This is a genomic window from Bacillus sp. FSL R5-0523, from assembly GCF_037975295.1.
Taxonomy (GTDB): Bacteria; Bacillota; Bacilli; order Bacillales; family Bacillaceae; genus Bacillus; species Bacillus subtilis.
The window spans coordinates 1,212,591-1,225,643 of record NZ_CP150251.1 but is presented as its reverse complement, the minus strand read 5'-3'; the positions used below and the strand labels follow the sequence as shown (position 1 = coordinate 1,225,643).

The following is a 13,053-nucleotide window of genomic DNA, read 5'->3' as shown; positions in this document are numbered from 1 at the left end:
CGTCGGTGCTCACGAATAAACATATTCGTTGTGCTCCAATGCTCGGCCTTCCTAGACTTCAAAGGTTTTCAATCACGCTGAACTGAAAAGGTAACAAAATCCTAAAACAAAAAACCGTTTTAGGATTTTGTCAACTATCTAAAAAAGAAGGCTGATGACTCAGCCTTCTTTTGATGATACGATCTATTAGTTTGCCAAACGCTGTGCTTCTCTTAATTGGAAAGAGCGAACTTTTCTTGGCAGGAAACGTCTGATTTCGTCTTCGTTATATCCGACCTGCAAACGTTTTTCGTCAATGATGATCGGACGGCGAAGCAAACCTGGATGCTCGTTGATCAAGCGGTACAAATCTTGCAGCGGCATAGATTCAACGTTCACATTCAGTTTTTGGAATACTTTTGAACGGGTTGAGATGATTTCATCTGTTCCATCCTCAGTCATTCGAAGAATTTGTTTTATTTCATCAATTGATAAAGGTTCAGAGAAAATGTTTCTTTCTACAAATGGAATATCGTGCTCCTCGAGCCACGCTCTCGCCTTTCTGCATGAAGTACAGCTTGGTGATGTGTATAGTGTAACCATTCATCTTCACTCCTCTAATTAGTAGGATGAACATCTATTTTATTCTTAAATTGAAATTACTCTAAAAAAGGAATCTTTACAGGTATTATACTATAAAAAAGTAAGTGTGAACAGTATCCTAAGAAAAAAATGTGTCAATCCAGCAAATTTTTAATGTTCATGATATGTTCTAATTCTCAATTAGCTTAACTGATCGAAAATATTTTTTTGTTTTTCTTCATCAATGAGTTTCAGGACTTCATCCGTTTTTTCGTACGATTCCCCGTACCATTTCTCGTCTTTATAAGTATGAATGTTTTCATATGTCTGTTTCATGGCTTCAAGAATTTCTTCTTCTGATTCTGTTTTTGGTGACCAGTACAGAATCTCCATCTTGTTTACTTCATTCGTAGCCAATGACCGGCGCCGGTACCCAATTGACTGAGCATGCTTGAAATGCTCTCTTTGATAAAACCTCAGGCGTTTTTCTGTATCAGTATCATCTTCATCCACAGGTTCCACCTCGAGCAATATGGGCTTATTTTTCTTTTTCAGCTTCGCGATCAATTTGCCGCCAAGCCCCTGCCCTCTTGCATCCTTAGACACATACAGATAATCAACGAAGATAAAAGAATCGAATTCCGCAAACATTAAAATATGATGTTTGCCTTCATCTTTATGATAAATATCGCTTCGCTCTTTCAGAAGAGCTTCCATATGCGCTTTTGATTTCATTTCTTCAATTGGAAAGTACTCGCTAAGCTTTTCATACCAGTTCATTGATTTGCTCCTTATGAGTTCGTTGTCTTCATACTTTTAGATATACCCCATTTCTTCTTGTTTAAACAGCCTTACATCTATAAAGACGTGCGAACTTCCGCCATGGTTTCATTTTTTTTCAGCAAAACGGAGCAAGCTGCTCCGTTCATTTTGAATTGTTTCTCATTGAACTCGATTTTCCCGCCTGTAATGAATCAGGCGGGGCTGCGCCAGTGCAATCAGAAATGTCATGATATATAATGCAGCAGCCGCGATAAAAGCTATTTTCGCACCAGCAGCATCAGCCACTAGCCCCATAATGGAGTAGGTGACGCCTGACCAAGGAGTCAAAATCGCATTTTTTGCAGCCATGATTCCGATTCGTTTCTGCTCGGGAATAACCTCCTGCAGCATGGTTTCCTGGCAAATATCACGCACCTGATAAAAAGGCCCCATTGCAGCACAAGCCAGAGCGCATAAAAATGGGACTGGAGAAAATGAAAACAAAAGGGTCAGCGCCGACATTACAAGCGAGCTGAACATAATGGCATAGCCCATGTTCCGCTCAAAAAAAGAAGAAAAACGAATGGCAATCACACTGCCGACAATTGCGCCTATAAAATAGGAAGCGTTAAACATCCCCCACCACACCTCTGTTTCATGCAAAACAGCCGCAGTAAATGCGAGGAGAATAGCAGATGACCATACGGAACCCGCCAAAGCTTCTATCATGTCCATTACAGTAATGTCTCTTACAATAGGGATGATCATTAAATCCTTCCATATACTTCTGGCAGATGCTGTTTCAGCAGTTCCTACAGCCTCTTCTTCATTTACATGCAGCATACTGATGGAAGCTCCCGATAGAACAAACAGGCAAATGGCAGCGCCGACAACGAGTTCAAAAGGGACAGCGTACGTCAGAAGGCCTCCAAGGCCCCAGCCTGCTGTTAAGAACAATTGATTCGAGAGGGAGATCACACCATTCGCTTTTACATATTGCTTCTTTGGAACAATAATCGGCAGCAGCGCAAATCTTGCCGGCTGAAAAAAAGCGCCCGCGAAGGAAAAACAAAACACAAACAGCAGCGTAATCCAAAAGAATGCCTGTCCGTGATGAGTGACGCTGTATGCCATCAGTATTGTAAAGACCGCTCTCAGCAGATTCGCTCCCGCAAGCACCTTTTTAAAACCGAGATTGCGAAGCACCGGAGAGACGCAAAAGCTTGCTGCTATACTCGCAAACGACATGAACGATAAAATAAGGCCCGCCAAAAAAACGGAGTCAGTCATTTGATAGACCCGGACCATTAAAACGATTGTGACGAGGACTCCTGCTAAAGATTGAAAAGATTGAGACAGCAATAGCCCAAAAACATTTTTGTTATGCAGAAATTGAATCGTATTTCGCCTCCGCTTTTTCCTCTAATTGTAAATGTTATCATTCTCACTTTCTATGAGGACGCAAAAAAATCCTTCAAGAGAATCTCTTGAAGGATTGATGAATCATGAAAAAGCTTTAAATTCGGCTTCCGTGCACATCACAAAATGTCCCGGTTTGACTTCACGGAATTCCATCGTTTCCCCATCCTTTAATTGATGGACAGACGGATCATATTTCTGGCGAACGCGATTTCTCTCATAGTCCGGATCAGGAAGCGGAATCGCAGAAAGCAATGATTTTGTATATGGGTGAAGCGGATTTTCATAAAGCTCATCTGCCGGCGCAAGCTCAACCAGTTTCCCGAAATACATGACGCCAATGCGGTCACTGATGTATTTGACCATCGATAAATCGTGGGCAATAAACAGGTATGTGAGCCCTTTTTCTTTTTGCAGTTCTTTCATTAAATTCACGACCTGCGCTTGAATGGATACATCCAAAGCGGAAATCGGCTCATCCGCGATAATGAATTCCGGATCAACAGCAAGCGCTCTGGCAATCCCGATTCTTTGGCGCTGGCCGCCGGAAAATTCATGAGGATAGCGGTTTGCGTGTTCCTTGTTCAATCCCACTGTTTCCAATAGTTCATGAACTCGCTGCATCCGCTCTTTTTTCGTTTTTGCCAGCTTATGAATATCAAGGCCTTCAGCAATAATATCAGCAACTGTCATTCTCGGATTCAGAGATGCATATGGGTCTTGGAAAATCATCTGCATTTTGCGGTTGAATTCCAGCAGCTTTTTCCGCGATTTTTTCCCGTGCACATTTTCACCGTTAAACAGCACCTCACCATCGGTTGCTTCGTACAGCCTGATAATGCTTCGGCCTGTTGTCGATTTACCGCAGCCAGATTCACCAACCAGCCCTAATGTTTCACCTTTATAGATATCAAATGATAAATCATCTACAGCCTTAACGGTTCCTCTCGGCGTGACAAAGTGCTGTTTTAAATGTTTGATTTCTAATAGTTTCTCAGTCAATTTATTCACCTTCTCTCACTAAGACAGGTTTTTCATACGTGTTTGCCAGTTTGCGCATTTTCGCTTTTACCGCTTCAGGCGGCTCTACCTTTGGCGCGTCAGGATGAAGCAGCCACGATTTGACATAATGAGTATCAGACACCCTAAACATTGGCGGCTCCTGTTCAAAATCAATTTTCATCGCGTAAGGGCTTCGCAGGGCAAAAGCATCTCCTTTTGGCGGGTTTGTCAAATCAGGCGGTGTGCCCGGAATGGCAGTCAGCTCTTCCTCTCCTGAACTTTCCAGTGTCGGCATGGATGCAAGAAGCCCCCAAGTGTACGGATGTCTCGGATCGTAGAAGATTTCGTCTACCGTACCGGTTTCTACAATCTGTCCCGCGTACATGACAGCGACCCGGTCAGCAACGTTAGCCACAACACCAAGATCGTGTGTGATAAAGATGATGGACGTGTCAATTTTCTTTTGCAAATCCTTCATTAATTCCAAAATTTGCGCTTGAATCGTTACATCAAGAGCAGTTGTCGGCTCATCGGCGATCAGAAGCTTCGGATTCGCCGCAAGCGCCATGGCAATGACAACCCTCTGTCTCATCCCGCCTGAAAATTCATGCGGAAATTGGTTCACCCGCTTTTCCGGCATTGGGATACCGACTAATTCCAGCAGTTCAACCGCGCGTTTTTTAGCCGCTTCCTTCGAGATCTTTTCGTGTTTAAAAAGCACTTCCGTAATTTGTTTACCGACCTTCATCGTTGGATTTAAAGAGGTCATCGGATCTTGGAATATCATGCCGATCTCTTTTCCCCGGACATTTTGCATTTCTTTTTCGGACAGCGGCACCAGATCCTTTCCTTCAAACAGGATCTCACCGCGTTTGAAATAACCCGGAGGCATTGGAATCAGCTTCATAATCGCTTGAGAGGTTACACTTTTTCCGGAACCTGATTCTCCAACAATGGCCAGCGTCTCTCCTTTATCCAGATGGAAATTCACTCCGCGGATCGCCTGGACCTCTCCGCCATATGTTTTAAATGAAATTGCTAAATCTTTTACTTCTAATAGGCGTGTCACCCGTATCACTCCCTTATTTACGTAACTTAGGATCCAATGCGTCTCTTAATCCGTCGCCGACAACGTTAAAGCCAAACATTGTAATGCAGATAAATCCAGCAGGGAAGAATAAACGCCACGGATAATAGGTCAATGCAGGCAATCCATCAGAAGCCATCGTTCCCCAGCTTGCCAGCGGAGCCGGAACACCAAGTCCCAAATAGCTTAAAAAGGCTTCTGTGAAAATTGCAGTAGGAACTGTCAGTGTCATCGTGACCAAAATAGAACCCATTGCGTTTGGCACGATATGTTTAAACAGCAGACGGGATGTTTTTGCACCCAGTGTCTGTGAAGCAAGCACATACTCCTGATTCTTCAGCTGCAGCACTTGTCCGCGCACGATTCTGGCCATATTAATCCAGCCTGTAATCGTCATGGCAATAATAATCGTAAATAGACCTTTCGGAAGAACAACCATCAGTAAGATAACCATTAATAATGAAGGAACTGCCCAAAGGATATCAGCGATACGCATCATGATTTCATCCGTTCTGCCTCCGCGGAAGCCTGAAATGCTCCCCCAAATGACACCGATCAGCAAATCAAGAACAGCGGCTGCAACACCGATAAAGATTGAGATTCGCGCCCCTACCCATGTACGGACGAAAATGTCCCGTCCAAGATCATCTGTTCCGAACCAGTGATCTTTTGAAGGCGGCTTATCCGCATTTAAGAGATTAGTAGTTGAATAATCATACCTTGAGAACATCGGCGCAAAAATTGCCATAAGGATAATAAGTACGATAATGATAAGCCCGACCATTGCAAGCTTATTGCTGCGGAAGCGAAGCATCGCATCTTTCCAGAGGGAAAGGCTCTTTTTACTTATTTTTTCTGCATCGCCGGCATTCGCTGCGGCTGGTTCAAACATGTTTTTTGGAATGTTCTGCATGGCCTAGGCTCCTTTCTTTGCTTTGGAAAGCTTGATTCTTGGATCAATAATGCCGTAAAGCACGTCTACGATTAATACACACAATAGCAAGATGACACTGAAGAACACCGTTACACCCATAATAACCGTATAATCACGGTTTGTAATACTGTTTACGAAGTGTGAACCAAGACCCGGGATCCCAAAAATCGTTTCAATGATAAAACTTCCCGTTAAGACCTGGGCGGCCATCGGGCCCATGTATGTAACAACCGGCAAAAGCGCGTTTCGAATGGCGTGCCGCACAGTAACTGCTGGACGAGACAGCCCTTTCGCTTTCGCAGTGCGGATATAATCACTGTTTAACACTTCGATCATGCTTGAACGGGAAAGTCTGGCAATGAACGCCATCGGCATGGAAGCAAGTGCGATTGAAGGCAAAAAGGTGTATGCCCAGGACTCCCACCCCGCGACCGGAAACAGCCCAAGCTTCATGGAGAACACATATTGCAGAACAGCCGCCATGATAAAGCTCGGAACTGAAATACCAAATATCGTTAAAATCGCGACGGTATAATCCTGCCACTTATTATGGTAAAGAGCTGCAATGACTCCAAACAATACACCTAACGCTAAAGCGAGGAGAATAGCTTCTGCTCCAAGAGTGAATGAAACGGGGAAACCTGAATTGATCAGGTCGTTAACACTCTGACCTTTATATTTAAATGATGGTCCGAAATCCCACATTGCAACTGATTTCAAATAACTGACGTATTGTACAAACAGCGGCTTGTCCAAGCCATAGTGCGTATTTAAGTTTGCTTCAATTTCAGGCGGAAGCTTTTTCTCACCTGAAAATGGCCCGCCCGGTGCTGCTTGCATTAAGAAGAATGTCACAGTTACAATCACAAATAGTGTGATAATCATATAGACTAAGCGTCTTCCGATATATTTTAGCAAGGGGGAACACCTCCATGGTTTTTACTTTTTTATATTCCTCAGTAAGAAAGGTATATGGGAAATAGGTCCCCATATACCTTGAGGTTATTGTTTTCACAAATAAGACTTATTGAAAGTACGCGTTTCTGAAGTAAATTTCTCCAGTTCCAGTAATAATAGTTCCTTTCAGATTTTCGTCTTGTACCCAAGGAATCGTATAAAAATAAATTGGAGCTACCGGCATTTCATCAATGAAAATACCTTCCGCTTTTTTCAGCAGCTCTGCACGTTTGTTTTGATCTGTTTCAGTTTGTGACTGATTCAGCAATTTTTTGAATTCTGGGTTTTCCCAGCCTGTATCGTTATTTCCCCCGTCTTTGTCACGGAACAATTCTAGGAAGTTTATAGGATCGTTAAAGTCCCCAAGCCAGCCCATACGGCCGATTTGATAATCTTGGCTGTGGAGCTTATCAATATAGACATTCCATTCTGAGTTATCAAGCTCAACATCAACGCCTAAATTTTTCTTCCACATTTCTTGTACAGCTTGAGCGATTTTCGCATGTGCATCATCAGTGTTATAAGACAATTTGATTTTCGGAAGGTCAGATGCCTTGCTTAATCCCATTTCTTTTAGGCCTTTTTCAAGGTATTCTTTTGCCGTTTTGACATCGTTGTCTTTGTAGTAGCCTTCTTTGTTATCCTCAAATCCCTTCATTGTCGGCGGCACCGCAGCCATAGCCGGGATTTGTTCACCTTGCGTAATGTTTTTAACAATCGATTGACGGTCAATCGCATAAGATAATGCTTTACGGATATTGACGTTGTCTAACGGCTTAGCTTCAGTGTTGAATTTGTACCAATACACACCTGCCATCGGCTCAACATGTAAAGAACCGTCTTTTTTCAAGGAAGGGAGAGATTCTGTCGGAAGCTGCCCGAGCGGCAAACCGGCCCAATCAAGTTCGCCAGCTTGGAATTTTTTCAGTTCCGTATTGTTATTGTTGATCATAACCATATCAATTTTCTTCAGTTTGACTTTGTCTTTATCCCAATACTGGTCATTTTTTTCGAGAGTAATAGAACCGCTGTGTTTCCATGCTGTCATTTTGAACGGCCCGTTTGATACATAATCATCCCCGGCATTTGTATTCCACTTTTTATTTTTCTCTGCAATTTTCTTGTTGATCGGCATATACGTATAGAACGCAGTTAATTCAGTGAAATATGGAGTCGGGTTATTTAATTCAACCTTCAGCGTTTTGTCATTGACAGCTTTTACTGCCACATCATCCAGGCTGCCTTTGCCGGTATTCGCCGCTTCAGCACCTTTTATGTAGTAGAGCTGGTAAGCGTATTGTGATTCGTTATTAGGATCAAGCGCCCATTTCCAAGCATATTCAAAATCTTGTGCTGTTACAGGGTCTCCATTAGACCATTTCACACCATCACGAATGGTAAATGTATATGTCTTTCCGTCCTTGCTCGTTTCAATTTTAGAAGCCATGCCTTCTTCAGGCTCACCATCTGCATTGATACGTGTCAATCCTTCAAAAGTCTGACGGATGACACCGCCTGATACTGAATCATTTGCCAATCCCGGATGTAAGGAGAACGGCTCAGTTTTAATATTAATGTTAAGTGTCGTCTTTCCTTTACTGTCCTTTTTCCCTTCACCGTTTGATCCGCTGCCGCCAAAGCCGCACGCGCTCAGCACGAGAGTGAAAATGAGCATCAACGTGACAATCGACCAACGTTTTTTCATATTCGCAAACCCCCTAATAATAATTTTCAGCTCCTTACGGCTAAATCCTCAGAAATATCAGACAAATGAACCTGAGTTTCCACAACTTTTATTCTGTTCCGTCTTTTCTGATTATTTTTGTAAAAAAGCTGTAACAATAGAGTGAACAAGTTCATTATAATGAAACAAATAATTTATTGCAATATTATTTTATCAATTTAAAATATTTAAACTTCGTTAGTTTTTCTTCCATGAACATAATATCCTTCTACCATTTAAAGCATAAATTGATTAAAAACTTTTTCATGTGTTTTCTACCCATATTGCTTTTTACATATAATATCTGCCTGTTTTTACGCTGATAGCAGTTATCATTTAGGGATTTTACAGCACTCGTGTTATTTATATTATTACAATTTTACTGGAAAAAAGAATGTTTTTTCATGATGACAATTGGTTATAATTGATTTATAATGAAGCAATCAAAAGAAAAGCTTGCTATGAAAAAGAGTAGTACACATTTCACCTGTTTGAAGAGAGTCTGCGGTGCTGGGAGCAGATAACGGGCAATGTGGAATGGACTTTGGAGCAGCTGACCGAACTGGAAAAAAGTAGGCTCAGCCGGAGCAGTCTCCGTTACAAACGTCAGAGTGATTCCATTTTAATGGAATAATCAGGGTGGTACCACGGTTCATTCGTCCCTTTTTTACAGGGGATGACTGAGCCTTTTTTATTATGTTTTAAGAAATGAGGTTGATGTTTTCATGAAACAAACGATTTTTTCAGGCATTCAGCCAAGCGGCTCAGTGACGCTCGGCAACTATATCGGTGCAATGAAGCAGTTTGTCGAACTGCAGCATGATTATAACAGCTATTTTTGCATCGTCGATCAGCATGCGATAACTGTTCCTCAAGACCGGCTTGAGCTTAGAAAGAATATCCGCAATCTCGCGGCGCTTTACTTAGCTGTCGGACTTGATCCAGAAAAAGCAACATTGTTTATTCAGTCCGAGGTCCCCGCGCATGCGCAGGCCGGATGGATGATGCAGTGTGTCGCCTATATCGGCGAGCTTGAGCGGATGACTCAATTTAAGGACAAATCCAAAGGCAATGAAGCTGTCGTCTCCGGCCTGTTAACGTATCCGCCGCTGATGGCCGCTGATATTCTGCTGTACGGAACGGATCTTGTACCTGTCGGCGAGGATCAAAAGCAGCACCTTGAACTGACGCGGAATCTTGCAGAACGCTTCAACAAAAAATACAACGACATCTTTACGATTCCGGAAGTGAAAATTCCAAAAGTCGGTGCACGCATCATGTCTCTGAATGATCCGCTGAAGAAAATGAGCAAATCTGATCCAAATCAGAAAGCTTATATTACCCTGCTGGATGAACCGAAGCTTCTTGAAAAGAAAATCAAAAGCGCTGTGACAGATTCTGAAGGCATTGTGAAATTTGACAAAGAAAACAAACCGGGCGTTTCCAACCTTCTTACAATTTATTCAATCCTCGGCAATACGACAATTGAAGAGCTTGAAGCAAAGTACGAAGGAAAAGGCTACGGTGAGTTTAAAGGTGATTTGGCAGAAGTCGTGGTGAACGCATTAAAACCGATCCAGGACCGCTATTATGAGCTGATAGAATCTGAAGAATTAGACCGGATTCTTGATGAAGGCGCGGAACGGGCGAACCGGACAGCAAACAAAATGCTGAAAAAAATGGAGAATGCCATGGGTCTTGGAAGAAAAAGACGCTAATCAAAAAACCGCTCTTTGCAAAGAGCGGTTTTTTTCAGTTGACCTTTGATTCGTTTTCCATTTCCCAAAGCTTTTCGAAAAAAGGCTGTCCTTTTATTAGGTTTTCGCAAAAAGCTAGGTGCTTGTCCGACCAGCCTTCAATTGTTTCGTTATACAGCATGTCCCAAATCTCTTCAAAGCTCATCCTTTTGATTTGTTCATACATATGCGGATTCCACTCTGTGTACCAGTAGCCGATTTCCGCCCGGTTTTTCAGCCCTTTCAATTGGTCAAGCGCCATAAACATCAGCTGCTTGATTTGCCGTTCTTTTCTTGTCAGTCCTCTGACATGTTCTGGTGCTAATGATAAAATGTGATATTCCTTGGAGGATTCCAGCTTCTTTGGCTCAAATTCATATGTTTCAGGCTCTACATCTTTTACCATTTCATAAACGAGCTGCTCTTGTCTTGGGATCAGACGGCTTTTTCTGACAGGGATCGTGTAGCCGATCGTGTCGACAGCCAAAATGCCGATTCCGTCTGTTACGACAAAACAATACTCAAGCTTTGTCCGCTCATGATTTTTCCGAATGTACGATTTCTGATGTACGTCTTCAAGCAAACCTTTCGGAAGCTCTGACAAATCGTTTTCTATGTAATGAAACAGTACTGACGGCACCCTTAGCAGCGGCACCTGATCCAAAAGCTCAACCGTATCTTCCTTGCGCCATTCGTGAAAGTGGCATACATTGTATCCATTTTCTTCCCCTTCAAACCAATTGACCCACACATCATGAAGAAATAACATCTCTAACCCCTCACTTTTATAAAAACTGTTGTCCACAGTATAGGCAAGGGACAGAGAAATTATTCCAAAGAGATTGAGGAAATCTGGAATCACTGGGTTTATGTAAGAATCACAAAAAGCAGATCTCTTTGTATATTTTCTAATAAAAGGAGACCTGCTTTTTTTCTGATTTGGTGATATTTTATCACAGATATGATATTCATTTTTATTTAATATTTTTCGGATCAAGCGCATCCCGCAGGCCATCACCGACAAAGTTGAAGCATAAAACGGTCATTAAAATAAATAGCCCGGGAAATAACGGGTACCACCATGCTTGAATCATTAATGTAAAGTTTTGAGCATCCTGAAGCATGTTTCCCCAGCTAGCGATTGGCGGCTGGATACCGAAACCCAAATAGCTTAGCGCCGATTCAGCTAGAATAACAGACCCTACTTTCAGCGTAGCTGACACGATAATCGGCCCTAACGCATTGGGCAGGATATGAGAAAAAATAATTTTGTGCGTTTTTGTTCCAATTGTTTTAGCAGCAAGAACATATTCCCTTGAACGGAGCGACAAGAATTCTCCCCTTACTAATCGTGCTGTTGTGGTCCATCCTGTGAGACAGAAAATTAAAATCAGTTTGTCCACACCCGGCTTGAAGATGGTGACCAGCGTGATCAACAAGAAAATATCAGGAATGGATAACACAATGTCAACTACACGCATAATGACAGCATCCACTATTCCTCTGAAATATCCGGCTAATGCTCCTAAAACCGTTCCGATCAAAATCGAACCGACTACGGACGCAAATCCAACCAATAAAGAGACACGCGCTCCATATAAGATCCGGCTGAAAATATCACGTCCAAATTTATCCGTTCCCATCAGATGTTCAAGGCCCGGCGCCTTATATTTATCAAGCAGGCTTTGCTGCTCTTGGGGATAAGGTGCAATTAAAGGGGCGAAAACAGCCGACATAATAATGATAAAAAGAATAACGGCACCTAAAATGGCCAGTTTGTTTTTCGAGAATTTTCCCCAGAAAATCTTTGTCATTGTTTCTGGCTTTTTCGAAATATTTTCTTTCAGCCTGATCTCCGGCGAGGGAGTTGTTTGCAGCTCTGACATCTCTGTTTCCCTCCTTTTAATATTCGATCCGCGGATCAACAATCGCGTAAAGGATGTCTGCAATGAGGTTTCCGACAACGACAAGAACCGCCGAGATCACAGTCATTGCCATGATAACCGGATAATCGCGCTGGAATGCTGAATCGACAAACAGCTTTCCTAATCCCGGCCAAGTGAAAATCTGCTCTACGACAACCGCTCCGCCAATAAAGGAAGGAATCATTAAGCCGAAAATCGTAATAACAGGCAATAGTGCATTCCGCAAGCCGTGCTTAAATAATACTCGATTCTCTTTGAAACCTTTTGATCTGGCAGTCCGGATATAATCTTGATTTAAAACATCAAGCATATTGGATCTTGTATATCTCGTTAAGCCTGCCATATCAGCTGTCGCCAGCACAAAAGCGGGTAAAAGCAAATGATGAATCCGGTCTACTATACTGAAATCTGAGTTCAGGGTGGCGACTCCCCCGGTTGGAAACCAGCCGAGATTCACGGCAAACACCATGATTAAAATCAAACCGAACCAAAAATTCGGGATTGCCAAACCGATAAATGAAGTAAATGTAATGCCGTAGTCCAGCTTCGAATAAGGTTTTTTTGCAGAAATTACCCCGAATGGGATGGAAATGATCAGCGCCAAAATTGTTGACACCAGCATCAAGAGGAGTGTGTTGGGCAGCCGTGCTAAAATCAGTTCTGAAACAGGCGTCCCTTTTCTGATGATGGATGTGCCGAAATCACCTTGAACCATATTGCCCAGCCATTTTAAATATTGAACATACTCAGGGTCATTGAGACCGTACTTTTCAATAAACTGAGCCCTGTCTGCCTGGCTGATCGTAGGATCCATCATAAGTGTCATCGGGTCCCCTGGAGCGGCTTTCATAATAATGAAAGACAAAATTGTAATTCCCAAAAGAATAGGAATCGAAGATAACGTTCTTCGAATAATATATGTAACCATATTCTTGTCCCCTTCGTTG

General features: G+C 42.5%; 12 protein-coding genes and 1 other annotated feature. Of the genes, 1 reads left to right on the top strand and 11 read right to left on the bottom strand.

All coding sequences use genetic code 11. The annotated features are described in order from the left end of the window. Positions 1-186 precede the first annotated feature (186 nt). The 8 genes from spx to oppA all read right to left on the bottom strand — a co-directional run bounded on the left by spx (position 187) and on the right by oppA (position 8,427). Complete coding sequence (gene spx / locus NYE53_RS06275) at positions 187-582, bottom strand: transcriptional regulator Spx (protein ID WP_014476435.1); 396 nt, start codon at positions 580-582, stop codon at positions 187-189. A gap of 180 nt (positions 583-762) precedes the next feature. Continuing rightward, complete coding sequence (locus NYE53_RS06270) at positions 763-1,341, bottom strand: GNAT family N-acetyltransferase (protein WP_003224597.1); 579 nt, start codon at positions 1,339-1,341, stop codon at positions 763-765. A 162-nt stretch (positions 1,342-1,503) separates the two neighbouring features. Beyond that, positions 1,504-2,721 (bottom strand): MFS transporter, encoded by a 1,218-nt coding sequence (locus NYE53_RS06265; RefSeq protein WP_339248495.1) that lies wholly within the window; start codon positions 2,719-2,721, stop codon positions 1,504-1,506. A 105-nt stretch (positions 2,722-2,826) separates the two neighbouring features. Continuing rightward, on the bottom strand, positions 2,827-3,744 hold the full coding sequence (gene oppF, locus NYE53_RS06260; RefSeq protein ID WP_003239287.1) for an oligopeptide ABC transporter ATP-binding protein OppF: 918 nt from the start codon (positions 3,742-3,744) through the stop codon (positions 2,827-2,829). 1 nt (position 3,745) lies between these two features. Continuing rightward, entirely contained in the window at positions 3,746-4,822 is a 1,077-nt protein-coding gene (gene oppD, locus NYE53_RS06255; RefSeq protein ID WP_251186924.1) for an oligopeptide ABC transporter ATP-binding protein OppD, read from the bottom strand. Positions 4,823-4,826: 4 nt separating this feature from the next. Beyond that, positions 4,827-5,744: an oligopeptide ABC transporter permease OppC gene (oppC, locus tag NYE53_RS06250; RefSeq protein ID WP_003232954.1), complete on the bottom strand. Its 918-nt coding sequence runs from the start codon at positions 5,742-5,744 to the stop codon at positions 4,827-4,829. 3 nt (positions 5,745-5,747) lie between these two features. Further along, complete coding sequence (oppB, locus tag NYE53_RS06245) at positions 5,748-6,683, bottom strand: oligopeptide ABC transporter permease OppB (RefSeq protein WP_014479444.1); 936 nt, start codon at positions 6,681-6,683, stop codon at positions 5,748-5,750. A 106-nt stretch (positions 6,684-6,789) separates the two neighbouring features. Continuing rightward, positions 6,790-8,427: an oligopeptide ABC transporter substrate-binding protein OppA gene (oppA, locus tag NYE53_RS06240; RefSeq protein WP_021479550.1), complete on the bottom strand. Its 1,638-nt coding sequence runs from the start codon at positions 8,425-8,427 to the stop codon at positions 6,790-6,792. Positions 8,428-8,897: 470 nt separating this feature from the next. Beyond that, positions 8,898-9,112: a binding site (T-box leader), on the top strand. A 58-nt stretch (positions 9,113-9,170) separates the two neighbouring features. Here oppA and trpS point away from each other — a divergent pair. Further along, positions 9,171-10,163, top strand: coding sequence for a tryptophan--tRNA ligase (gene trpS, locus NYE53_RS06235; protein WP_015483084.1), 993 nt, complete (start codon positions 9,171-9,173; stop codon positions 10,161-10,163). A gap of 34 nt (positions 10,164-10,197) precedes the next feature. On the opposite strand, the gene NYE53_RS06230 is transcribed toward trpS, so the two are convergent. The 3 genes from NYE53_RS06230 to NYE53_RS06220 all read right to left on the bottom strand — a co-directional run bounded on the left by NYE53_RS06230 (position 10,198) and on the right by NYE53_RS06220 (position 13,034). Then, positions 10,198-10,950, bottom strand: a complete 753-nt coding sequence (locus NYE53_RS06230; RefSeq protein WP_003239298.1) for a YjbA family protein — start codon at positions 10,948-10,950, stop codon at positions 10,198-10,200. A 205-nt stretch (positions 10,951-11,155) separates the two neighbouring features. Further along, on the bottom strand, positions 11,156-12,067 hold the full coding sequence (gene appC, locus NYE53_RS06225; protein ID WP_339247793.1) for an oligopeptide ABC transporter permease AppC: 912 nt from the start codon (positions 12,065-12,067) through the stop codon (positions 11,156-11,158). Between the two features lie 16 nt (positions 12,068-12,083). After that, positions 12,084-13,034, bottom strand: a complete 951-nt coding sequence (locus NYE53_RS06220; protein WP_014476430.1) for an ABC transporter permease — start codon at positions 13,032-13,034, stop codon at positions 12,084-12,086. Between the last annotated feature and the right edge of the window lie 19 nt (positions 13,035-13,053).

Bases quoted from the DNA above. Each gene is read 5' to 3' on its own strand.
- appC (WP_339247793.1), bottom strand. From the start codon at position 12,067: ATGTCAGAGCTGCAAACAACTCCCTCGCCGGAGATCAGGCTGAAAGAA.
- oppC (WP_003232954.1), bottom strand. From the start codon at position 5,744: ATGCAGAACATTCCAAAAAACATGTTTGAACCAGCCGCAGCGAATGCC.
- oppA (WP_021479550.1), bottom strand. From the start codon at position 8,427: ATGAAAAAACGTTGGTCGATTGTCACGTTGATGCTCATTTTCACTCTC.
- NYE53_RS06220 (WP_014476430.1), bottom strand. From the start codon at position 13,034: ATGGTTACATATATTATTCGAAGAACGTTATCTTCGATTCCTATTCTT.
- NYE53_RS06270 (WP_003224597.1), bottom strand. From the start codon at position 1,341: ATGAACTGGTATGAAAAGCTTAGCGAGTACTTTCCAATTGAAGAAATG.
- trpS (WP_015483084.1), top strand. From the start codon at position 9,171: ATGAAACAAACGATTTTTTCAGGCATTCAGCCAAGCGGCTCAGTGACG.
- spx (WP_014476435.1), bottom strand. From the start codon at position 582: ATGGTTACACTATACACATCACCAAGCTGTACTTCATGCAGAAAGGCG.
- NYE53_RS06230 (WP_003239298.1), bottom strand. From the start codon at position 10,950: ATGTTATTTCTTCATGATGTGTGGGTCAATTGGTTTGAAGGGGAAGAA.